This window comes from Metabacillus lacus (genome assembly GCF_009674805.1).
Classification (GTDB): Bacteria; Bacillota; Bacilli; order Bacillales; family Bacillaceae; genus Metabacillus_C; species Metabacillus_C lacus.
The window spans coordinates 188464-210850 of sequence record NZ_WKKI01000001.1 but is presented as its reverse complement, the minus strand read 5'-3'; the positions used below and the strand labels follow the sequence as shown (position 1 = coordinate 210850).

General features: G+C 40.7%; 21 protein-coding genes, 1 pseudogene and 1 riboswitch. Of the genes and pseudogenes, 20 read left to right on the top strand and 2 right to left on the bottom strand.

The window, feature by feature from the left end; translation table 11 throughout:
• The first annotated feature begins 182 nt into the window (after nt 1-182).
• From GJU40_RS01105 to thiE, 17 genes and pseudogenes are all read left to right on the top strand, one after another.
• Nucleotides 183-1049 (top strand): deoxyribonuclease IV, encoded by an 867-nt coding sequence (locus GJU40_RS01105; protein ID WP_170289288.1) that lies wholly within the window; start codon nt 183-185, stop codon nt 1047-1049.
• A gap of 12 nt (nt 1050-1061) precedes the next feature.
• A complete protein-coding gene (locus GJU40_RS01100; RefSeq protein WP_154305881.1) occupies nt 1062-1871 on the top strand; it encodes an Fpg/Nei family DNA glycosylase in 810 nt (269 codons plus the stop codon).
• A 213-nt stretch (nt 1872-2084) separates the two neighbouring features.
• Nucleotides 2085-3560 carry an aldehyde dehydrogenase family protein gene (locus GJU40_RS01095; protein ID WP_170289291.1) on the top strand — a complete coding sequence of 492 codons (1476 nt, stop codon included), beginning with the start codon at nt 2085-2087 and terminating at the stop codon, nt 3558-3560.
• 229 nt (nt 3561-3789) lie between these two features.
• Nucleotides 3790-4602 carry an adenosylmethionine decarboxylase gene (gene speD, locus GJU40_RS01090; protein WP_154305879.1) on the top strand — a complete coding sequence of 271 codons (813 nt, stop codon included), beginning with the start codon at nt 3790-3792 and terminating at the stop codon, nt 4600-4602.
• 711 nt (nt 4603-5313) lie between these two features.
• Nucleotides 5314-5412 (top strand): annotated as a pseudogene (locus tag GJU40_RS01085) (transposase); the annotation flags it as partial.
• A gap of 9 nt (nt 5413-5421) precedes the next feature.
• Entirely contained in the window at nt 5422-6510 is a 1089-nt protein-coding gene (tnpB, locus tag GJU40_RS01080; protein WP_154305878.1) for an IS200/IS605 family element RNA-guided endonuclease TnpB, read from the top strand.
• Between the two features lie 309 nt (nt 6511-6819).
• Nucleotides 6820-7782 (top strand): helix-turn-helix transcriptional regulator, encoded by a 963-nt coding sequence (locus tag GJU40_RS01075; protein ID WP_154305877.1) that lies wholly within the window; start codon nt 6820-6822, stop codon nt 7780-7782.
• Nucleotides 7783-7857: 75 nt separating this feature from the next.
• Nucleotides 7858-8490 carry a type 1 glutamine amidotransferase family protein gene (locus GJU40_RS01070; RefSeq protein WP_154305876.1) on the top strand — a complete coding sequence of 211 codons (633 nt, stop codon included), beginning with the start codon at nt 7858-7860 and terminating at the stop codon, nt 8488-8490.
• A gap of 257 nt (nt 8491-8747) precedes the next feature.
• Nucleotides 8748-9731 carry an LLM class flavin-dependent oxidoreductase gene (locus GJU40_RS01065; protein ID WP_154305934.1) on the top strand — a complete coding sequence of 328 codons (984 nt, stop codon included), beginning with the start codon at nt 8748-8750 and terminating at the stop codon, nt 9729-9731.
• 76 nt (nt 9732-9807) lie between these two features.
• The gene (locus tag GJU40_RS01060) at nt 9808-10809 is read left to right on the top strand and encodes an LLM class flavin-dependent oxidoreductase (protein WP_154305875.1); all 1002 of its coding nucleotides are present in this window, start codon (nt 9808-9810) and stop codon (nt 10807-10809) included.
• A gap of 132 nt (nt 10810-10941) precedes the next feature.
• Nucleotides 10942-11514, top strand: coding sequence for a branched-chain amino acid aminotransferase (locus tag GJU40_RS01055; protein WP_154305874.1), 573 nt, complete (start codon nt 10942-10944; stop codon nt 11512-11514).
• Nucleotides 11515-11898: 384 nt separating this feature from the next.
• Nucleotides 11899-12198, top strand: coding sequence for a hypothetical protein (locus tag GJU40_RS01050; protein WP_154305873.1), 300 nt, complete (start codon nt 11899-11901; stop codon nt 12196-12198).
• A gap of 91 nt (nt 12199-12289) precedes the next feature.
• Nucleotides 12290-12550 (top strand): DUF2188 domain-containing protein, encoded by a 261-nt coding sequence (locus GJU40_RS01045; RefSeq protein ID WP_154305872.1) that lies wholly within the window; start codon nt 12290-12292, stop codon nt 12548-12550.
• Between the two features lie 158 nt (nt 12551-12708).
• Nucleotides 12709-12817: riboswitch (TPP riboswitch) on the top strand.
• Between the two features lie 183 nt (nt 12818-13000).
• Nucleotides 13001-13762, top strand: coding sequence for a 3-oxoacyl-ACP reductase (locus GJU40_RS01040; protein WP_154305871.1), 762 nt, complete (start codon nt 13001-13003; stop codon nt 13760-13762).
• An 18-nt stretch (nt 13763-13780) separates the two neighbouring features.
• On the top strand, nt 13781-14596 hold the full coding sequence (gene thiM, locus GJU40_RS01035) for a hydroxyethylthiazole kinase (RefSeq protein ID WP_154305870.1): 816 nt from the start codon (nt 13781-13783) through the stop codon (nt 14594-14596).
• Complete coding sequence (gene thiD / locus GJU40_RS01030) at nt 14586-15401, top strand: bifunctional hydroxymethylpyrimidine kinase/phosphomethylpyrimidine kinase (protein ID WP_154305869.1); 816 nt, start codon at nt 14586-14588, stop codon at nt 15399-15401. The genes thiM and thiD overlap by 11 nt, the downstream gene beginning before the upstream one ends.
• On the top strand, nt 15343-16038 hold the full coding sequence (gene thiE / locus GJU40_RS01025) for a thiamine phosphate synthase (protein ID WP_154305868.1): 696 nt from the start codon (nt 15343-15345) through the stop codon (nt 16036-16038). The genes thiD and thiE overlap by 59 nt, the downstream gene beginning before the upstream one ends.
• A gap of 275 nt (nt 16039-16313) precedes the next feature.
• On the opposite strand, the gene GJU40_RS01020 is transcribed toward thiE, so the two are convergent.
• Complete coding sequence (locus GJU40_RS01020; protein WP_154305867.1) at nt 16314-16619, bottom strand: hypothetical protein; 306 nt, start codon at nt 16617-16619, stop codon at nt 16314-16316.
• 327 nt (nt 16620-16946) lie between these two features.
• On the opposite strand from GJU40_RS01020, the gene GJU40_RS20910 reads away from it, so the two are divergent.
• From GJU40_RS20910 to GJU40_RS01010, 3 genes are all read left to right on the top strand, one after another.
• Nucleotides 16947-17357, top strand: coding sequence for an alpha/beta hydrolase family protein (locus GJU40_RS20910; RefSeq protein ID WP_246188235.1), 411 nt, complete (start codon nt 16947-16949; stop codon nt 17355-17357).
• Nucleotides 17358-17401: 44 nt separating this feature from the next.
• The gene (locus GJU40_RS01015) at nt 17402-18964 is read left to right on the top strand and encodes a hypothetical protein (RefSeq protein ID WP_246188234.1); all 1563 of its coding nucleotides are present in this window, start codon (nt 17402-17404) and stop codon (nt 18962-18964) included.
• Nucleotides 18965-19166: 202 nt separating this feature from the next.
• Nucleotides 19167-19928, top strand: coding sequence for an exodeoxyribonuclease III (locus GJU40_RS01010; protein ID WP_343031324.1), 762 nt, complete (start codon nt 19167-19169; stop codon nt 19926-19928).
• A gap of 56 nt (nt 19929-19984) precedes the next feature.
• Here the strand turns inward: GJU40_RS01010 and GJU40_RS01005 are convergent, their stop codons facing one another.
• Nucleotides 19985-22357 (bottom strand): M14 family zinc carboxypeptidase, encoded by a 2373-nt coding sequence (locus GJU40_RS01005; protein WP_246188233.1) that lies wholly within the window; start codon nt 22355-22357, stop codon nt 19985-19987.
• Between the last annotated feature and the right edge of the window lie 30 nt (nt 22358-22387).

Below are 22387 nucleotides of genomic sequence, written 5' to 3'. Positions count from 1 at the left end.
CCAAGGATACTTACAAGGGGTTTTCGACCAGCGGAAATCCCTTTTTCTTATTCTATCAATTTGTAGAAATCTACAAATTTATAAATGGAGCTACTGCACTACAGGGAGAGCAGCAGAAAAATTAAAATTGAAAAATGTTGTTACACGAGTATTTAAAATGAATAAAACAGCAGATAATTCTCATGCTAAAACAAAAAGAGAACGGTGGTTCTAACATGATCTTTGGATGTCATGTCAGCATTCGCAATGGATATCTTGGTGCTGCAAAATATGCTCAAAGTATCAAAGCTAAAGCTTTTCAATACTTTCCTAAAAATCCGCGCAGCTTGATTGTAAAGGACTTTGATAAGCTGGATGCCGGGCATTGTAAAGAGCTCTGCAGAGAGCACAATCTGCTATCTATCGCACATACTCCGTATCCTACCAGCTTAACGCCGGCAGATGATAAACGTGAAGCTGTTATCGACTCACTAATAAATGATCTTCAAATTGCTGAAGCATGTGGTTCTGTTGGAGTTGTAGTTCATTACGGAAGTCATACTATCGGGCAGGACCCTCTTTCCGGCTATCGAGTCATGATTGAGATGCTCGATGAAGTATTGAAAGACTGGGATGGAAGCTCGCTGCTGCTTCTTGAAAACAATGCAGGTAAGCCTGGTTCAATGGGAACTACACTTGAAGAGCTTGTATCAGTGAGAAGCTTATCAAATTATAGTGAAAAAATAGGCTTTTGCCTGGATACCTGTCATGCTTACGCGAGCGGCTTGTGGAATGGAGATAACTGGCATGAGGTTGTAGAAACAGGAGAAAAACTAGATTATTTCTCACATCTAAAGGCTATACATTTTAACAATTCCATATATCCATCGGGAGAAGGAAAGGACAGACATGCAAATATCTTTAAAGGCGGATGCATTAGTGAGACTTCGTTCCAATCTTTAATGGATACGGAATTTCTTAAGCAAGTACCGTTTATCTTGGAAACTCCTTCTGAGTACGGCATATCGCATGAAGAAGAACTACAGCAGCTTTATGACAAATGGAACTAGGAGGAAAATTTCATGCCAGAGTTGCCAGAAATGGAAAATTACAGAATTTTGCTGGAGCAGCGCCTTGCAGGACAACAAATACTTTCTGCTAACATAAACCGCGAAAAATCTCTAAATACAGCTGCACATACGTTCCTAGAACAAGTTGTAAATCAAAGAATTGTTGTTATTGAACGAAAAGCGAAACACCTGCTGTTTCATTTGGACAACAATCAGTTTCTTCTTCTTCATTTAATGCTTGGAGGCTGGCTCTATTTCGGTAATGACGAAGATAAGCCGGAAAGAACGATTCAGATAGAAATTTCATTCGGCCATTTCTCTCTGTACTTTATTGGTCTCAGGCTTGGCTATCTACACTTGCATTCAATCAATTCTGCTTCCGAAGTACTGAGAAAACTTGGTCCTGAACCACTGAATCCGTCTTTTACAGAAAGTATATTTCTAAAATCCATACATGGGAGCAAAAGTCAGTTGAAAACAAAGTTGGTCAATCAGGAGTTTATTTCAGGAATTGGCAATTGCTATTCAGATGAAATCTGCTTTCATGCCAGGCTGAAGCCCTCAAGGAGGTTAAACGAACTAACTGTTGAAGAAGCAAAGCAGCTTTACACTTCAATAAAATATGTCCTGAAAGATGCTCTAAACCACGGCGGATATATGGAGCATCCTTTGTATAAAGGTGATCAGCTGACAGGCGGCTATGATTCTATATGCAAGGTGTATGATAGGGAAGGAGAGCCTTGCTTCAGGTGCAATACGACTATTACAAAAGAAATTCTTTCATCTAAAAAAACTTTTTACTGCAGTTTTTGCCAAAAATAAAGTGCTTAGCAGAGTTACATGCTGTTTATACAGACTTATTGCCTAATGCTCTTCCTCGAAACTTGTCCTAATTTAGCAAGAACAGAGAGCATGTTTAAGTCTTTTATATTATTGTAAGCGCTACCATTTCGATATATAATGTACTTGTTCAGAAAATTCAGCAATTGAAACCTACATAAACTATTTTATGGGGAGGGTATCACGTTGAGTCAAATGATAGCACAGCAAAATGAAAAAGTAGCCAAGTTTTTGGAAGGCACTAAAAAACTTTATATTAATGGAGATTTCGTTGAAAGCAGCTCCGGAAAAACATTTGAAACACCTAATCCAGCTACAGGAGAGACGCTCGCCCATGTGTTTGAGGGTGGAAAAGAAGATATAGCAAAAGCAGTTGATGCTGCACGGAAGGCATTTGATGAAGGTCCATGGCAAAAAATGAGCGCAGCCAGCAGAAGCAGGCTGATGTATAAACTTGCTGATGTAATGGAGGAGCATAAAGAAGAGCTTGCACAGCTGGAAACTATGGATAATGGGAAACCAATTCGGGAAACAAGGAATGCAGATATTCCCCTCGCGATTGAGCACTTTAGATATTATGCAGGATGGGCGACGAAAATAACCGGTCAGACGATTCCTGTCAGCGGCAAATACTTCAATTATACAAAGCATGAGGCAGTGGGCGTGGTAGGCCAAATTATACCATGGAACTTTCCGCTCCTTATGGCAGCATGGAAGCTTGGTGCTGCATTGGCAACGGGGTGTACGGTGGTGCTCAAGCCAGCTGAACAGACACCTCTTTCCGTATTGTACCTTGCTGAACTGATTGAAGAAGCAGGATTTCCAAAAGGGGTCATCAATATTGTGCCTGGATTTGGAGAAACTGCCGGCCAGGCGCTGGTAGAGCATCCTAAAGTTGATAAAATTGCGTTTACAGGTTCTACTGAAGTCGGAAAATTAATTATGCGCCAGTCAGCTGATACTCTTAAAAGAATTACCTTAGAACTTGGTGGAAAATCACCAAACATTCTTCTGCCGGATGCTGATCTTTCCATGGCTATCCCCGGCGCTCTTAACGGCGTCATGTTTAATCAGGGGCAGGTGTGCTGTGCGGGTTCAAGAGTGTTCATCCAAAAAAAGCAATATGACCGGGTTCTCTCAGATATGGCTGATCATGCGAAATCGATCCGCCAGGGTGCAGGCCTCCATCCTGAAACAGAAATTGGGCCGCTCATTTCTCAAGAACAGCAGAGCCGTGTGTTGAACTATATCGAAAAAGGAAAAGAAGAAGGCGCAGAAATCGTGGCAGGCGGATCCAATCCTTATGAAGAAGGGTATTTTGTTGCACCGACAATTTTTGCAGCTGTTGAAGACTCTATGGCTATTGCGAAGGAAGAAATATTCGGCCCTGTTATCGCTGCAATGCCATATGAAGATCTGGATGAAGTCATTGGGCGTGCAAATGACTCAGAATACGGGCTGGCAGCAGGCCTATGGACAAGGGACATCGCTAATGCTCATTATGTTGCAGGAAAACTGCGTGCAGGAACAGTCTGGGTGAATTGTTATAATGTTTTTGATGCTGCTTCTCCGTTTGGAGGCTATAAACAATCCGGGATTGGCAGGGAAATGGGTTCTTATGCACTTGATAATTATACAGAGGTGAAAAGCGTCTGGGTCAGCCTCAGCTGATAAAGGAGATTCATACACTGCCAACAGCAGCCAAGCCGGCTGCTGTTTTTTTACTTTTCATACAGTAATACAGCTTTCTCATACTTCACGGGCAAAAGGGAAAGCATATGAATGCCGGCTCTAAGAAAGCATTCGTTTATGATTGTGTGCAATGGGTAATTTAACACTATATATTTTGATATATTTTGCATAAATTCATCCTGGACATACTGTAAAGGGGGACAAATTCATGGAAATCAGGCCTGACCGCCGTATTACACTTCATGGTTTTAATAATCTAACGAAATCGCTCAGCTTTAATATGTACGATGTTTGTTATACCAAAACGAAAGAAGAGCGCGAAGCTTATATTGACTATATTGATGAACAATATAATGCAGATCGATTAACTAAAATACTTTCTAATGTAGCAGAGCTGATTGGTGCACATGTGTTGAATGTTGCTAAGCAGGATTATGTGCCGCAGGGAGCGAGTGTTACAATTCTTGTCTCAGAAGGACCTGTAGTTGAAGTGCCTGATGAAGCATATGAAGAAACTCCGGGTCCGCTGCCTGACTCAGTGGTTTGCCAGCTGGACAAAAGCCATATTACTGTCCATACATACCCGGAATATCACCCTGTTGAAGGGATCAGCACGTTCAGGGCTGATATTGATGTATCAACCTGCGGAGAAATTTCTCCTTTAAAAGCACTTCATTATCTGATTCACTCTTTTGAAACAGATATCATGACAATGGATTACAGAGTCCGCGGTTTTACCCGTGATATAGAAGGAAAGAAACTGTTCATCGATCATGATATCAATTCCATACAAAATTATATACCGGAAGAAATTAAAAACACCTATGATATGATTGATGTAAACATTTATCAGGAAAATATATTTCATACAAAATGTAAATTGAAAGAATTTGATTTAAACAACTATTTGTTTGGCTATACAATGGATAAGCTTCCTGCAGGGGAAGCGGAGGAAATTGCAGACAAACTGACTACAGAAATGGATGAAATTTTTTATGGTAAAAATATTCATTTAAGCTAAATGTAGTTATCCCAGCGGCTTAAGCGGTTCTCTTTAGGAGTATCCATAACTAATACACAGGTAAAAAAGCAATGCATTTCGCATAAGAAATCGCATTGCTTTTTTTGGTAAGAGCATGAATACTTTAAAAGGCTAAGAATCCTCAATCGTTCAAGAGAAGGATTTAGATGTTTATGCTACAATAAAAGGGAATAATATACAGTTCCTCGTGAAGTTATCTACATAAAAAAACGGAGATAGTTCAGCCAGCCCTAGAGCTCCTCATTAAAAAAACCTTTTTTCTGCATCCTTATTCTATTCAGGAAAGATCCATAAAGCAGCTCTTGCCCATGAAGCGTCTATAAACGGAGGAATTCCGCCTATTTAGAAAAAACATTAAAAATGGACCGAAATAGACGGAGGGTTTCCGCCTATGCACCTAAAAAACCTTTTAATGAAGCATTTTGATCAGCTTAAGGGGAGTTGATTCCCTTATAATCACTAAAAAACGGCTTAATTTGGATTTAACCGGAATACTTACGCTTATTTTTCTTTTGTCAGGTTGGAAGGCACCTAGTGCCTGCTGTTCCACTCATTTTTATCCATACTTCCCGCGAATAAAGGAGTGATTTTAACAGGTTTCCGAAAAGAATTCTCCCACCTCAAGGAGCGTGAAGAGCGAATCTCAGCGAGCAGGTGGTGAGATGAATTTTCGGTTGGCGTTATCCAAAGAAGGAAATGTTTTGGTCAAGGAGTTTCTGCTTGATTACAACAGGTGGCGCTCCAATAGAGATCATAAAGCAATACATTGAAAAACAAGGAAAAAAGTAGGTGTAAGCAATGTTGAAAGCATATAAATATCGCATTTATCCAAATGAAGAACAACGTATATTTTTCGCAAAAACATTCGGATGTGTGCGCTTTGTGTACAATAAAATTCTTGCAGATAGAATACGCTTTTACAAAGAATCTCAACAAAGCGTTGATAAGTCTATCAAATATCCTACCCCTGCACAATATAAAGCTGAGTTTCCTTTTTTGAAAGAAGTCGATAGTCTTGCCTTAGCTAACGCTCAAATGAATTTAGACAAGGCTTACGCTAATTTCTTTCGTGATAAATCAGTAGGATTCCCAAAATTCAAATCCAAAAAGGACAATCACCGCAGCTACAAAACGAATAACCAAAAAGGAACTGTATACATTGAGAATGGTTATATCAAACTACCAAAACTAAAGACATTAGTGCGAATCAAACAACATAGACAATTTTCGGGCTTGATTAAGTCCGTTACAATTTCTCAAGCACCAACAGGCAAATATTTTGCTTCAGTTTTGGTGGAAGAAAATGAACAGCTATTCCCTAAAATTGATACTAAGGTCGGTATTGATGTTGGCTTGAAAGACTTTGCGATATTATCCAACGGCAAGAAATATGAAAATCCTAAGTGGTTGCGTAAGGCGGAAAAAAGATTAGCTTTTTTGCAGCGTTCTTTGTCACGTAAAAAGAAAGGTTCAAGCAATCGAAACAAAGCTAGAATACAAGTAGCTAAACTTCACGAAAAGATCGCTAATCAGCGAAATGACTTTCTTCACAAAATAAGTAATGAGATCACAAACGAAAACCAAGTCATTGTGATTGAGGACTTAAAAGTGAAGAATATGCAAAAGAACCGTAAGCTAGCAAAAGCCATTAGTGAAGTCTCTTGGTCTAAATTCAGAGAATATCTTGACTATAAAGCAGTTTGGAAAGGTCGTGATTTGATAATCGCACCTAAGAATTATGCTTCTAGTCAGCTGTGTTCTTGTTGCGGGTATAAGAACAAAGAAGTAAAAAACCTAAACCTTCGTGAATGGGATTGTCCAGAGTGCACCAGCCATCATGACAGGGACATAAATGCAAGTATCAATTTGCTAAAACTAGCCATGTAAATGGTATCTTCCATAGGGGTAGGGACTACCCTCATAGCTTGGTAAATATAGATAGCTAACAAAAGTATCTAGTTCCCAAGAAGCTCCCACTTCAATCAGCTCGTGAGAGCGATAAGTGGTGAGTAGTTCACTATGGGAATTATAGCTGGGGGACCATCAGGGAGAGGTTAGAGTTAGGAATGAGAAAAGTCAGAATCATTTGTGATTAAATGAAAGCGAGACTAGAAAGCTCTCAGGAACGATTAAAAAATTATACCAAAATTCGGAAACAAGTAATAGCAATTAACTTTTATATAGAGGTGGAATCACATGCCTAAAATTGATAATATGTTAGCGATTCTATGGATGCTTCGTTCAGGTGAAAAAATTACTGCTAAACAAATTTCTGAAAAGTTAGAGATGAATATTAGGACTGTATATCGTTATATTGATACAATTTCAACAAGTGGTGTACCTATCATTTCAGAACCAGGCCATAACGGTGGATATACTTTAATGAGCAATTTTATTAAGGCTCCGCTTTTTATTGATTTTGAGGAGCAAACATCTCTTTATCATGCTGCAGTATTTGCAGAAGAAGCTGGATATTATGGTGGTGAAGCACTTGATAGGGCTCTTTCAAAGCTAAGCAAATATTCAAATTCAGAGCAGGAAACAATGATAAACCAACATGTGACCAGCCTTGAAGTAATTAGGAGAATCAGTTCACTCTCTATAATACCTTTCTTAAAGGAGCTGGGGCAGGCCGTAGTCGACAAATACTCAGTAAAAATTCTTTACCATAAAAGCGGGGGAGATCAATCAGAGTATAGATTGTTCAATCCGTACAGAACTATTTATTGGAATAATAAGTGGTATATAATTGGATTTTGTCATCTTAGGAATGATATTCGTAGTTTTAAAGTAGATTCCATTCTAAGTATAGAGCTAACAGAAAATAGGTTTAACAGGCCGGAAAATTTTTCAGCACGTGACTACTTTATGAAAAACCTCCTTCCAACTTTAGAAGATAAAAAAGGAATGATATCTTTCATTATAAATGCAAATACAAGAACGTTGAATGATATTTCTCATCATTGGTTTTTAGGACATTATCTACAAGAGCGGACTTCAAATTCAGCAGTTTTTCTTCTTGAAAAAGATATGTTACATACATATGTACCATTTTTACTTTTACCCTACAATAAATCTATTACAGTGATTGAGCCAATAAGTCTCAAAAATAGACTGGTTGAAGTTCTGTCGGAATTAATAAAATTTCATCAAGTATGATAACATCCCTGACGTTAACTGTCAGGGATGTTATTTTATAATTGGCTATATCAAGTGTGATTGGGGTGTTATTGGATGCAGACGGAAAAAGTTTATCTTTATGTTTTAAATACGATGTCAGACTGGGAATATGGATATGTAATTGCTGAACTGAACACAGGAAGATATTTCAAAAATAATATACCAGCTTTAAAAGTAATTACAGTAGGCGCTAATAAGGAAAGTATTATGACGATGGGAGGTCTGAGCATAAAACCGGATATCTCCGCTGATGAATGTACACTTGAAAATAACGATCTTTTAATTTTACCTGGAGGGACTACATGGAGAGAAGATATGCATCAACCTATCTTGAAAAAAATAGGAGAAGCTTTAAATCTTGGTACTAAGATTGCTGCCATTTGTGGTGCAGCTGATGCCCTCGCGAATATGGGATACTTAGATAACAGAAGGCATACAAGTAATAACTTAGAATACACTAAAATGGTATGTCCTAACTATAATGGAGAAAAGTTCTATAAAGTGGGATCTGCTGTATCCCATGAAAATTTAGTTACTGCATCAGGAATAGCTCCTCTGGAATTTGCGCTGGAAGTAGTGAGAATGTTAGATGTATTTGCACCCGACACTTTAGATGCATGGTATCACCTAAATAAGACTCATAAACCCCAATACTTCCTTCAGTTAATGAATTCAATAAACAGCTAAGCACTTAGCAGTTTTATACATGTTCAAAAAAATATGAAGTAACTAAAAAGCTCACTTTTTTAAGAGAAGTTGGGCTCTTTTAGTTTGGAATTTCCTACTCGTCATGTAAAACCTTTTTCATATTAACATGTAGAGCAAATATCCATTCTAAATGGTTTGCTTAAAGAACAATTCATTTCAATCAGAATGCATAACTTTAGAAATTAAAAAACCATTGGGATAGACTAAGATTATAAACCAAACGCCAAGGAGGGATGATGGTGCGGCTCAGTATATTGGAACAATCCGCGATTTCGGCAGGGGAGACTGCTGAAATGGCCCTTCAACATACGTTATCACTTGTAATGGAAGCTGAGCAGCTCGGCTTTCATAGATTTTGGGTGGCAGAGCATCATAACACTGCAGGGCTTGCTGGCTCCTCCCCGGAAGTGATAATGTCTCATCTTGCAGCTGTTACGAAGACGATTAAGGTAGGGTCGGGCGCGTTGCTGCTGCCTCAATACAGCCCTTTAAAAATAGCTGAAAACTTTTTAACGCTCGAGGCCATGTTTCCAGGCAGAGTAGACCTAGGAATTGGACGTTCTCCTGGCGGAGACGCTGCAACAAGACTTGCATTGACAGACGGACTAAGGAAAAGCCTCTCTGAGTTTCCAAGGCAGGTTGACGAGCTCAAACGCTATTTGGGAAATGATCCTGTTCATAAAGTTACTGCATTTCCGTCTATTGACAGACAGCCTCAGGTTTGGCTGCTGGGTACGTCTGTAAAAGGCGCGAAACTGGCAGCTGAAAAAGGACTTGCATTTACTTTCGGCCATTTTCTCTACCCCGCGGCCGGGAAGCAGGCAATCTCGACATACAAAGCAGAGTTTAGAGCAACCCCTTATCAGAAGAAGCCTCAGCATATGGTTTGTGTTTTTGTGGTTTGTGCGAAAACAGAGGAGCAAGCTGAAAAGCTTGCATTAAGTCAGGATATTTGGCTGCTGAGGGTGGAAAAAGGAGAGAATTCCCGTATACCATCTTACTCAGAAGCTGTACAGTACCCTCTTTCTGTTCGTGACAGGGAGAAAATCAGCCACAACCGAAGCAGGATGATTATTGGAACGCCGAAAAAGGTGAAGGCGGAACTAAACGCGCTTTCTCAAAGATATGAATGTAATGAATTCCTTATCCTTACAAATCTGCATAGATTTGAAGATAAACTGCAGTCTTTTCAGCTTTTGGCAAAGGAATTGATTTCTTAAAAACTGTGAGCCTTTTTATTTGTTTCGGCAATCGAAATGTATATAATGTAGTTGTGTTAAGAAGGAGGCGCAAAAAATGAATTTAAAGGATATCAAATATTCTGTGCTAGATTTGGCACCTGTCATAGAAGGCAGTACGCCCGCAGAATCTTTTAAACATACAATGGATCTTGCTCAGCATGCTGAAAAATGGGGCTATCACCGTTATTGGGTTGCCGAGCATCATAACATGGAAGGAGTAGCAAGCTCAGCAACGTCGGTACTGATCGGCTATATTGCAGGGGGAACTTCCACAATACGTGTCGGTTCGGGAGGCATTATGCTGCCAAACCATGCACCGCTTGTCATCGCTGAACAATTTGGCACGCTGGAATCTATGTACCCAGAAAGAATCGATTTAGGTTTGGGTCGTGCACCTGGCACAGACCATATGACCGCTCGGGCACTCCGCCGGGAAAACCGCAGTACAGGTGATGATTTTCCCGATCAGGTGGAAGAGCTTCGGTCCTACCTCAAACCTTCTCTGTCAAGAAGACCGGTGCGCGCAATTCCGGGTGAAGGACTGAACATTCCAATCTGGCTGCTGGGGTCTAGCACTTTAAGTGCCCGCCTTGCTGGATCACTCGGTTTGCCTTTTGCGTTCGCAAGCCACTTTTCACCAGACAATACCTTGCCTGCCATGCAGGCGTACAGAAGATATTTTCAGCCTTCTGAGGTGCTTCAGGAGCCTTATGCAATGGTAGGTGCCAATGTGATTGCAGCTGATACAGATGAAAAAGCGGCATACCTTGCCACCTCCATGCAGCAGCAGTTTTTGAATTTGGTAAGAAATGTGCCGGGCAAGCTAAGCCCACCTGTAGAAAGCATGGACGGACTATGGAATCCTTACGAAAAAGCCGCTTTGGAACAGCAGCTCGGTTCATCTATTGCAGGAAATCCTGATACAGTCAGAGAAAAGATTGCAAGCTTTATGGAGGAAACCGGTGCAAATGAGATTATGATTAATGGTTCTGTCTATTCACACGAAGATCGCTTGCGTTCCTTTGAACTGATTGCTGATCTTTTTCAAAATTCGTGATAGCTGAGACTGTATCTTGCTGATACAGTCTTTTTTTATTATTTTGAAAGGAAAGTAATCAAGTTGATCTGATAGAAAATTTTCTTTAGCTAATGCTATAATGAAGAGTAAGAAAAGGACTGGAGGAAGACAATGCTCGCCGATAAATTGAAAACGATGACAGAAGGTAGAAACAGCTTTTATGAAGAAGAAATCACTTATTTAAAATCAGCTGATTATAATCAGGATGCTATGCAAGTGGAGCTGGGCTATGACAGGTTTAAAGGCTGCTATATAGAACGGGTTAATAAAGAAACAGAAGAACTTCAGGAAGAGGCAAACAGCACTCTTTTAGATGCAAGCATTCATGAAATAGCTCTACATAAACAAGATTTCTATTATTTAGAATCAGACTGGTTTCAACTGCTCGGTGTGAACGGCTTTTCTCTGGAAGTGGATGACGTTTTCGGGCATTACAGCGCGCTTTTGGGTTTGCAGCTTCCGAAGAAGGCCGGCAGTTACCTCAAAGAATTCCTAACCGGTTCACTTGGTGAAGATCAGCTTGCATACTCTGCAATGTTCAATGATCGAGAAGGTTTATGGGAAATTAATCTGCAATATAATGTAATGGACGGCTTTCAGAGTGAGCAAAGCATTGGTGAGCTTGTAAAAATGCTTTACCTGCTTTTGTTCAATCTTGTTGCCGGCTGGGAGAGAGCGAAATAAAATCTGCGTGTTTTAATTTGGATTGAGGGCACAACGGAATTAATCCCTTGCAAAGGCTCCGCTAAATACATGTCTGAAAAAACCATAAATCATAGTAACTTGGAAGAAAAGCGGGAGCAGTTAGACTAACCCTGAAAAAAGAAAGAAATCTCATTAACATTTTGTCATCAGAATGTAACAGAGATAGAGTTGAATTCCTTTTCTGCAGGTGCTAGAATACAAGCGGACATCACGAAAAGAAATTACATAGTATAAAATAGATGCACTGACAGCAAGGGATGGATTTAAAATGCTTATAAGTCAGAAAAGGCAGTCTAGATAGACAAGTCTTTTCTGACTTTTTTAGTTCGACTTTCTAACGAGTAAGGGGTGAGCAGATTTCATATGACCAAAGGTAATTTTTTAAGCACTGAAGAAAGATTTTTCGAGGTGATTAATCAGTATACAGATGAAAAACATAAACTGCAAAAGAGGTTTTCAAAGCCAAAACTTCTATTAAAGGAAGAATTTGAAGCTTTTGTTGAATCTGCTGCAAATTCTTTTGGGATACAATATGAAAAAGATTTTAGTAAAACAACAACAGTGTATTGGTTAAGCCTGAGCAAGCATAAAGCCAAAATTGAAGTAAACTACCGATTCGGCAGGTATTATACAAGGCACCACATTCAAATACTCCAGCCTTGACCTGCCGTTCACTCAAAGGTTTTTGTTTCCTGCAGCCCGGGTAAATATCCTCTATCACCATATTATTATTGAGGACAGGGAGGCTGTAAGAATGGCAAACAAAAACAATGATGAACGAAACGAGTATTTCAAAGAAAGAGCAGGAACTGATGAAGCCAGATTCCATGTAGTGCCTCATGATGATGAAGGATGGGCTGTAAAAAAAGAAGGGGAAGATAACCCGGCTTATACTGCAGGCTCAAAATCAGATGCTGTTGAAGAAGCAAAAAGACTCGCTAAAGACGCTGGCACAATGGCTTACATTCACAGTGAGCACGGACAGATTGAAGAGCAGCATAATTACGAATCATAATGAATTTTTTAAGCGGCTAAAACAGCTGCTTTTTTTATTAGCCGAACATTTCGATGAAAAGACGCACGTATTATCAAAGCTGTTTAACTCAGTCAAAGGTTCCTGCTTTACGAAAACCGTGATAAAGGATATGATAGGGATGAAAATATTACATATATCTTTGCTACTAGGGGTGCCCAGGCGCGGGCTGAGAGAAAAACGTTCCTTTTTTAACCCTTTTGACCTGATCTGGATTATGCCAGCGTAGGAAAGTAGTGAAAAGCAGGAAAGAATTCTTGTTTCTTACTTATACTTTCTAAGCCAGGTCTTTATGACCTGGCTTTTTTGCATGTCGAACAGTACAGAGTTTCGTATATTATTCAGCCATGATGCTTATTAGGCTTATCATTGTCTTTCCTGGCGGCAGGCATGTTTCGCAGATTACTGCAAAGAAAGAAATGGAGAGAGAGAATGAGATTACAAAATCAGCTGGTGCTCGTTACAGGCGCAGGCCGCGGTCTGGGAAAAGAAATTGTAAAATCTTTTGCAAGAGAAGGAGCCCAGGTAGTGATAAACTATCGCAGCAGCAGGGATCAGGCGCTGCAGCTTGCAAGTGAAATCGGTGAACAGGCGCTTCCTTTGCAAGCGGATATACTGAATCAACAAGAGGTAATTAGAATGTTCCAAAAAGCTGAGGAGCATTTTGCAAAACCAGTCTCATGCATTGTGAATAATGCGCTCCTTGACTTTCAGTTCGACCCTGTTACACGACCCCAAGCAGAGCACATCACTTGGGATCATTACCTCAGCCAGTTTCAAGGTGCGATACAAGGTGCCCTGCATACAATTCAAGCTGGATTGCCGGGGATGAAAGAGAAGGGATTTGGAAGAATTATCAACATAGGTACAAACCTTTTTCAGCATCCGGTGGTTCCATACCATGATTACACGACCAGTAAAGCAGCATTGCTTGGTTTTACAAGGAATATGGCTGCTGAGCTTGGGCCCTATGGAATTACTGTCAACATGGTTTCTGCCGGACTGTTAAGAACTACTGACGCAAGTTCAGCTACTTCTGAGGAAGTATTTCAGCTCATTGAGTCATCAACACCATTAAGAAAAGTAACAGAACCTGCCGATGCAGCAGATGCAGTTGTCTTTTTTGCCTCGCCAGGAGCCAGAGCAATTACAGGGCAGAACCTGGTGGTTGACGGCGGACTTGTCATGGATTAATGAAGGAGGAAAAATATTATGATCCCATTAGCAGTTTTTGAAAGATTGGAAAAAGTTAAGCAAGCATCACCGCTTGTTCATAATATCACCAATACTGTGGTGACAAATTTTACAGCGAACGGACTGCTGTCCCTGGGAGCGTCCCCTGTTATGGCCTACGCAAAGGAAGAAGTTGCCGATATGGCTAAAATTGCAGGAGCACTTGTTCTGAATATCGGTACGCTTGACGAAGCAGTTGTGCAATCCATGATGATTGCAGGGAAATCAGCCAATCAGCATGATGTGCCAGTCATTTTGGACCCAGTAGGAGCAGGCGCAACACCTTATCGGACAGATTCTGTAAAAAGAATTCTCGATGAAGTAAAGGTGTCAGCAGTCAGAGGAAATGCAGCTGAGATCGCAAATATTTCCGGTCAGAACTGGAGCATTAAAGGAGTAGATGCAGGGGAAGCTCAAGGAAATTTAGAAGAGCTTGCTTTGTCAGCTTCGGCCATACTGCATACGACTGTCATCATTACAGGCAAAGTAGACTTTGTTTCAGACGGAAAACAAGTGATAAAAGTATTTAATGGCAATCAGCTGTTAACAAAGGTAACCGGTGCAGGCTGCCTGCTCACATCCATCATCGGGGCGTTTCTTGCCGTAGAAAATCATCCTGTAACTGCAGCAGCAGCAGCTCTTTCTGTTAACGGAATTGCTGCCGAGCTTGCCGCAGAGAAGGCAGATGGCCCAGGCAGTTTTCAAGCTCATTTTCTCGACTCCCTCCACAATCTTACAGAGGAAGAGATCATGAATTTCAGCAAAGTGAAAAGAGGCAGCGGACATGATTTATAAAGCCTTGACGATTGCCGGTTCAGACAGCGGCGGCGGAGCAGGCATTCAGGCAGATATTAAAACATTTCAGGAGCTGGATGTTTTTGGAATGAGCGCGCTGACAGCTGTTACTGCTCAAAATACCAAGGGAGTGCAAAATGTTTTCCCAATGACAGTTCAAGCTGTAAAAGAACAGATTTCCTCTATTGGGGATGATATGGGAACGGATGCCTTAAAAACAGGCATGCTCTTTAATGCAGATATTATAAAGACTGTAGCTGAAGCCGTTCACAATTATGGTTGGGAAAAGTTGATCATTGATCCTGTGATGATTGCAAAAGGAGGAGCACCACTTCTCCAGAACGAGGCAGTTTCAGCAATGATTCAGTATCTTTTGCCTCTCTCATATGTGATAACCCCTAATATACCTGAGGCTGAGGCATTAACTGGCATCTCTATTTCTTCTGAGGAGGATAAAAGAAAAGCTGCCGAAAAGTTGGTTAAAATGGGTACTACATTTGCAGTCATTAAGGGCGGACATGATCAGGATACGTTTGAGGCGTCAGATCTCCTGTTTGACGGAGAAAGCTTTACCGTTTACAGCAGTGAACGGCTTCCTACTGCAAACACACATGGAACAGGGTGCACTTTTTCAGCTGCTATGACCGCACAATTAGCTAAAGGACATAGCATACATGAAGCAGTGAGTGAAGCAAAGAAATTCATTCAGGCAGCGATTGAAGATGATTTAAAAATAGGAAGCGGACATGGTCCTACAAATCATTGGGCATACCGACGAAAAAGGGGGATGTCCCTTGAAAACTGAAGATCTTCGTGAAAAGCTGAAGGTATATTTTATTATGGGAAGCACTAATTGTCTGAGTGATCCGGAGGAAACTTTGAAACAGGCGTGTGAAGGGGGTATCACCCTCTTTCAGTTCAGGGAAAAAGGAACACAAGCATTAAAGGAGCAGCAAAAGTTGAATTTGGGCGGCAAACTGAAAGAAATTTGTCATCAATATTCTGTGCCATTTATCGTAAATGACGATATAGATCTTGCTGTGAGACTGGGAGCAGACGGCGTGCATATTGGCCAGGAGGACGAGCCTGCAGAAAAAGTAAGGAAGAAAATCGGCAGCGGAATTCTTGGTGTTTCTGTTCATACTCTGGAAGAGGCAAGGGCAGCGATTGAACAAGGGGCAGATTATCTTGGAATTGGACCCATTTATAAAACCACTACTAAAGAAGATGCAAAGGAAGTTCAGGGAGTTCAGCTACTTACAAGGCTTAGGGAGGAAGGCATTACCATTCCCATAGTAGGAATCGGAGGAATAACAGCTTCCAACGCTGAAGCCGTCATAAAAGCGGGTGCTGATGGTGTGTCAGTTATCACAGCTATCAGCCAAGCAGATTCTGCGAAGAATGCTGCAAAACAGTTGAGGGAGAGTGTTCAGCCTTTATAGGCCTTAAGAAGTTACGCTGCGCTTTTATCATTTTTAGAGGCTGTGCAAACAGTATTGTGCATTATATCACCGAAACAGATTAAGCAAGAAGAATAGTGGTTGCGTTAGAAATGGTGGAATATATAAGAATTGGGTGCGACAATTGTTAACAATTGCGCATAAGTAAACAATATAATTCAACCCTTACTAGCTTTATAATAGCGGTACATTTATAAAAAAAGAGACTATCGGCTTCTTCTCTAAAGATATTTCAGAGTTGCAAAGCCGTACAGTCTCTATTTTTTCTTTTTTCCTTCCTGGATTTCCTTAGTGACGGCAAAGGCGAGGTCATCATTTCCGAATGCTGAAAGAACACCTAACAGAACGTTGTTATCTATTTCTCCTGCTTCTTCTTTGGACACCGTTAACTCCATTACATCCTTCAGTACTGAATTTTCTCCCTGCTGAGGATAGGCCTTGCTGTATACCTTTTGGGGATCAAGATCTTGGTTGATACACCACTGTGCAAAAATCAATATCATCATTTTTTCATCTTTCTCGTACTGCTGAATAATATGATCTGAGAGATTTCCAGAGTTCATTAGGCGGCACTCCTTTTCCTTTAGATTACTTAAGAAGTTTTAGCTTAATAGTAACATAAAGTAAGAACTATGGGACAAGGGACCTGTCCCTGCGTCCCTGGCCTTGTGCCTTTACAGGAAGAACCTGAAAGTAAGGAATTGTCGAAATTTGTTGACAACGTTTTCATTTCTGTTTAGACTAGTGGTAAGTTAATATTCTGTGATGAGAAAAGGAGACACATTAAATACCTTGAAGCAGTATTCAAGGATATTTAATGTGTCTTTTTCGTACTCTGAACTGTTTAGTTAGCAAAATACAAAAACCAAGGTATAAAGGGGGAAAATGAATTGAATAGAGTAAAAAAACCTGTCGTCTTATTAGCGATATCATTACTATTGATACTGATTGGAAGTTTTGGGGCTTCCATGTTCAATAGTTCAAACGGTAATGTGGATGTGTCCCGTGTTTATTTTGAGACACCAAGGGGAGAGCTTTCGGGACTATTGTATATGCCTGATGGGGCGGACCAAGAAGCAAGGCCCACCATTGTGGCGACGCACGGCTATTTAAATTCTGGAGAAATGCAGGCAGCTCAGGCCATTGAGATGTCTAAAAGAGGATATGTCGTGTTGGCGCTGGATCAGTATGATCATGGGCACTCAACAGGAACCATGGAAAACCAGTCCCGTTTTTCTCATTCTGGCCGCATGCCATTTATGATGCTGTACAATATCTGTATGAACAGGATTATGTACTGAAAGATGAAAGCGGTAACGGAATCATTGCGGTATCTGGACACTCCATGGGAGGTTTTTCCTCCACTCATGCAGTGATGCTGGATGAAGCAGATTTTCAGGAAAGCGGCATTAGAAAAATTTTCAGCTCTCTGACAATGGGATCTGACTATCAATGGTTGAAGACTCTCGGCTTAAGCTTGGAAGATATCAATGATTCATACGGTCCGAGAGCATCAGGCAAAATTGCAGGACAATATGATGAGTTTTTCTTTGATGCAGATGCTTCAGCAGCGGGCATGCCTGTTGTTAAGAAAAACTATATTGGAACAGAAGAAGGCCTAAGCTTCCTGGGCAATCCGGAGAATCCTCAAGCTGGTACGGTCTATGATGTGAATGGCGGAGCAAGAGTCATTTATCAACCAAATGAAACACATCCTTGGAATCACTTCTCTAAAACTTCAACTGCACAGGCTATCAGCTTTTACGACATGGCATTTTCAGACTATTATGAAGTGCTTACAGTGGGTGAGGAAGGACAGACATGGATGTTTAAAGAGTGGCTCTCTTTTGTAGCTCTAATCGGGTTCTTCCTGCTTTTCATACCTGTTATTACGCTGTTATCAAAGCTTCCTTTCTTTAACAGCATATACACTGCAAGACCAGATCCTCTGCCATCTCCAAAGACGAATGGAGCTAAGCTTTCAGGATTAATTTTAATCATAATTGGAGGTCTTTTCCCTGCACTATTCTTCTCAGCGTTATATGGGGGAGACTTTTACGGAATGAGATTATTGAGGCAAGTTAGTATGATATTTATCGCTTCCTCTGCTATTGTACTGATATTTTCGTGGGTGAGAAAATCAGAACGCAGTGTTAAAATAGTCTCATCAGTTTTGCTTCTTCTCAGTGTTGTTCAATATATTTATTTAAGGCTTCAGGACAGAATGCTTGCGACAACAGAGCTTTTTGGCGCTCCAACTGTTAACCCAGTCCTTTATTGGGCCATTAATGTGGCAATTATCACCTTGATGATGATGGTTGGCTACCATTATATTTCAAAAAAACGTGAAGGGGCAACCTTAAATAATTATGGCGTGAAAGCAAGCATGAAAACTATTTTTGCATCGCTCGTCACAGCTATTGCTGCTGTGGGCATCGGCTACGGAGTACTATATCTAGCGGATGCAATTTTCAAAGTTGATTTCCGGATTTGGACAGTTGCTGTAAAAACATTTGAAGCTCAGCATCTGATCGCATTATTGAAATATGCACCGTTGTTCTTAATTTATTACTTTGTTGTCGGCCTGTCAGTTAATATGAATACAGCTACGGTAAAGTATAATGGAGTAAAAGGATATCTGATTTCTATCTTTCATTTCATCGGCGGGCTCGTTCTCTACCTGGTTTATCAATATGGCCTATTGTTTACTACAGGCACTGCCGGCTATCCGACAGAATCGCTTTCTTCCATCATTGTGATTGGTCTAGTACCAATCCTATTAGTAGCCGCATTGTTCAACCGCTACTTCTATAGACTAACTGGCAATGTATATGTAGGCGCATTCCTCAATACTTTGCTGATGACAATGATCACGCTGGCAAATACTGCGCTTTACACAATTTTTTAACAGAGTGCAAAGATAATAGAGGGCATGGGACTACAACTGTTCCATGCTCTTTTTTTACTGTATTTGGCTGGAACAGGGAACATGTCCCTGTGTCCCGGATACGGTATAATAGTGATATAGAAAAAAAGCAGGGAGATTAAGATATTTGGCTGGGACAAGGGACCTGTCCCTGCGTCCCATACAGCAAGGAGATTGAGATAGAGTGAAGTTGGTTTCTTGGAATGTAAATGGCATTAGAGCTTGCACAAAAAAAGGGTTTTTAACGTTTTTTGATTCAGTTGATGCAGATGTTTTCTGCCTGCAGGAAACGAAGGTTCAGGCTGGACAAATAGATTTAAAGCTGAATGGCTATCATCAGTATTGGAATTACGCAGAGAAAAAAGGCTATTCAGGCACTGCAGTTTTTACGAAGGCAGAGCCAATTACTGTGTCTTATGGATTGAATGGTGAAAATTCCGAACCGGAAGGCAGAATTTTAACACTGGAGTTTCCGGAATTCTATCTGGTTAATGTATATACACCAAACTCGAAAAGAGATTTGTCAAGATTGCCTTATCGTTTGGAATGGGAAGATAGACTGAGAGAACACCTGCTGCATTTAAATCAGCACAAACCGGTTATTTACTGCGGTGATTTAAATGTAGCACATCAGGAGATCGACCTTAAAAATCCGAAGCCGAACAGGGGAAATTCCGGTTTTACAGAAGAAGAAAGAGGAAAAATGACAGCATTATTGTCAGCTGGCTTTACGGATACTTTCAGATATTGTTATCCTGAAAAGACCGGCAGCTATACCTGGTGGTCTTATATGAGCAAAGTCAGAGAAAGAAACATCGGCTGGCGAATTGACTACTTTCTTATTTGTGATTGTTTAAAAAGCATGTTAACTACTGCTCAAATACATGGGGACATTCTTGGAAGTGATCATTGTCCTGTTTCCATTACACTAGCCATGGATGCATAATACCGATTCTGTATCATTAGCAGAAATAAAAGCCGGAGCTCAGCCCCGGCTTTTATTTATTGTGTAAAAATGGCGTTTGAGAGGTATCGGAACAAATGTTCTGTGTGATTCCTGAATCCTGCTTCCAAGCCAATCAGTGTTACATTTCTATCGTTATCCTTTACTATTACAGGCTTTCCTTTCGCTTGACTATGTTCAGCCCAATAGCCTGCGGTAAAGAAATGGTCGCTATTTTCAAAGTATGCAGCAACTTCCTTGCCATCCGTATTGCTGTACCAGACTGGCTGAAAAACAAAACCTGCATCCGACGTTTTATAGCCTGAGGACAGAAGGCTGTTTGTATTGGTGACAGTGACAATGCCATTGCTGTTACTTTTTCCTGCTGTTACTTTTATGTCAGTCAAACCAAGCTGTTCAGCAGCTTGAGAGCCTCCTGAGCCGATAGCAATAAATTGTCCGTCAGCTGCTGTAAATTTCTTCAACTGTTCCTTAAAAGCTTCATATTCAGCTCCATTTTGCAATCCAAATTCTTTATTGGCTTCTGAAAGCTGATAAGAGAGAAGGCTGCGGCTGCCGCTATAGATGAATATATCATATCCGTTCAGCCCCTTTTGAGCTACGTCCCTTGGATGAAGCTCAGTCACTTCAAAGCCCAGCTGCAAAAGTGCAAGCCTTGTTCCGGCATGTGACTGTACTTTACCTAAACCGCCATCTCTTAATATAGCAATCTTTTGATTTTTTACTGAAACTGCGTCTTCAGGAATAGCAGAGGTTACAATATCCAAAGATACATTTTTGCTCAGCTTTTTCAGCTGCTCTCTAAATTCTGAGCCCACATAGAAGTTTCCTTTAGAATCACGGCTGACTTTTGCACCAGCTTTTATAGCTTTGTTTACCAGTGCAACAGAACCGACAGAAGTGTTCGGAATCAGGTAAGGCCCTTTGCCTGAAACGTTACCGTTCTCTTTCACTTTCTTCACAGGAGAGAGAGGAGTATGAATGTTTTCATAAACAGCTGTTCGTTCAAAACCCCATAATTCAGGAAGATTCCATGCTGATATGTCATACATAGCAGGTGCCTTGACTGAAATATCTTCACCTTCCCACAGCATTGAGTTGGCTAATCCTGCTTTTGCCTGCCGAAGCGACACATGATAAGTGCCTTTGGGATACTCTTTTCCTTGAATACTGACACTTCTCTTTAATTCACTAACTTCTATATCATTCTTCAACAAATGCTGAACAGCTTTATGGGCAGCATAAGGATCTCTTTCATCAACAGGGATGAGATAGGATTCCGGGAAAAAGTCCTTTTCATGCGTGGGATGAACACCTGACAAACCGCGATTGTAAATCTCCAATTGATCGAACTGCATCTTCTGCTTATTTTGAAGGGCAAATGCCAGGGCTCCGTTCACAGCATCAATCTGCCAGCGGACACCATCCCAATCATTTGTAGGGGCCTCTAGAGTATAGCTGTATCCGCCATGAAGCATGTTATACATTGGCGTATAAATGGGAGGATAATCATCCCAGCCTGCCTCTGAATCTCTTAAAGGAATATGAGTTCCTTCCATTGTTGTATACAGTTCTGACTCATAATTGTTTCTTTGTGCAACAAGTTCTTTTTCCATCGCCTCAGCCTGCTGAATCATCCATTTATGAAGAAGATCGTATTCATAGTTTGGATTGTGAGGAGGGGTTCCCGGTAAAATCAGCCCCGGATGAGCACTTTTTCCACGCTGTTTTACATATCCATGGAGATCTAAAAGCACAAGCGGGTTCCATTCAACAATCTGGTCAACTACCGCTTTTGTTTCACTCTCTGACTGAGTAAGAAAATCTCTGTTCAAATCAATTCCGTTTTTGTTAAAGCGGGTAGCCTCTTTACGGCCGTCAGGATTGGCGTTCACGTTAAAAATCAGCGTAAAATTTTTAAGTATGGCCGAGGTTTCAGCATCTTTTTCGTATGCAAAACGCTCAATAAGTGACAGGGCTGCATCGGCTCCCACGAATTCCGTGCCATGAATAGAGGCATGAATCAAGATAGGCGCTTTCACGTTATTTTTCTTTAAGTATTCTTGAGCTTTTTTCGGATCTTTGGTACTAAGCTTTCTAAATTCGCTGTAGGCTTTTTCAGGATTTTTATCAGTTGAAATGGTAACAGTGTATAATTCCTTGCCAGTAGAAGTTTTTCCAGTAGTTTTCAGCTGCACTCTATCGCTGCTACTGGCAATCTTTTTGATCTTTTCATGTATCTGTTCATTCGTTGCATACTCATAATGTTCCGTATTAAACAGGCTTTGTGCTCTCTCGACTTTTTGCTGAAGCTGTGCTGCAGAAACAGTTAGCAGAGGCTGTGGTGCATAAGCTGAGATAGACAAAAGCAGAGAAGCAGATAAGGCAATGGCAGCAGTTTTCTTAAACAAATAGGGTTCCTCCTCAAGTTTTATATTGAA

What these genes read in the sequence shown, in the direction of transcription:
- GJU40_RS01105 (WP_170289288.1), top strand. Translation starts at nt 183, where the DNA reads ATGCTAAAACAAAAAGAGAACGGTGGTTCTAACATGATCTTTGGATGT.
- GJU40_RS01100 (WP_154305881.1), top strand. Translation starts at nt 1,062, where the DNA reads ATGCCAGAGTTGCCAGAAATGGAAAATTACAGAATTTTGCTGGAGCAG.
- GJU40_RS01095 (WP_170289291.1), top strand. Translation starts at nt 2,085, where the DNA reads ATGATAGCACAGCAAAATGAAAAAGTAGCCAAGTTTTTGGAAGGCACT.
- speD (WP_154305879.1), top strand. Translation starts at nt 3,790, where the DNA reads ATGGAAATCAGGCCTGACCGCCGTATTACACTTCATGGTTTTAATAAT.
- tnpB (WP_154305878.1), top strand. Translation starts at nt 5,422, where the DNA reads ATGTTGAAAGCATATAAATATCGCATTTATCCAAATGAAGAACAACGT.
- GJU40_RS01075 (WP_154305877.1), top strand. Translation starts at nt 6,820, where the DNA reads ATGCCTAAAATTGATAATATGTTAGCGATTCTATGGATGCTTCGTTCA.
- GJU40_RS01070 (WP_154305876.1), top strand. Translation starts at nt 7,858, where the DNA reads ATGCAGACGGAAAAAGTTTATCTTTATGTTTTAAATACGATGTCAGAC.
- GJU40_RS01065 (WP_154305934.1), top strand. Translation starts at nt 8,748, where the DNA reads ATGGTGCGGCTCAGTATATTGGAACAATCCGCGATTTCGGCAGGGGAG.
- GJU40_RS01060 (WP_154305875.1), top strand. Translation starts at nt 9,808, where the DNA reads ATGAATTTAAAGGATATCAAATATTCTGTGCTAGATTTGGCACCTGTC.
- GJU40_RS01055 (WP_154305874.1), top strand. Translation starts at nt 10,942, where the DNA reads ATGCTCGCCGATAAATTGAAAACGATGACAGAAGGTAGAAACAGCTTT.
- GJU40_RS01050 (WP_154305873.1), top strand. Translation starts at nt 11,899, where the DNA reads ATGACCAAAGGTAATTTTTTAAGCACTGAAGAAAGATTTTTCGAGGTG.
- GJU40_RS01045 (WP_154305872.1), top strand. Translation starts at nt 12,290, where the DNA reads ATGGCAAACAAAAACAATGATGAACGAAACGAGTATTTCAAAGAAAGA.
- GJU40_RS01040 (WP_154305871.1), top strand. Translation starts at nt 13,001, where the DNA reads ATGAGATTACAAAATCAGCTGGTGCTCGTTACAGGCGCAGGCCGCGGT.
- thiM (WP_154305870.1), top strand. Translation starts at nt 13,781, where the DNA reads ATGATCCCATTAGCAGTTTTTGAAAGATTGGAAAAAGTTAAGCAAGCA.
- thiD (WP_154305869.1), top strand. Translation starts at nt 14,586, where the DNA reads ATGATTTATAAAGCCTTGACGATTGCCGGTTCAGACAGCGGCGGCGGA.
- thiE (WP_154305868.1), top strand. Translation starts at nt 15,343, where the DNA reads ATGGTCCTACAAATCATTGGGCATACCGACGAAAAAGGGGGATGTCCC.
- GJU40_RS01020 (WP_154305867.1), bottom strand. Translation starts at nt 16,619, where the DNA reads ATGAACTCTGGAAATCTCTCAGATCATATTATTCAGCAGTACGAGAAA.
- GJU40_RS01015 (WP_246188234.1), top strand. Translation starts at nt 17,402, where the DNA reads ATGGGAGGTTTTTCCTCCACTCATGCAGTGATGCTGGATGAAGCAGAT.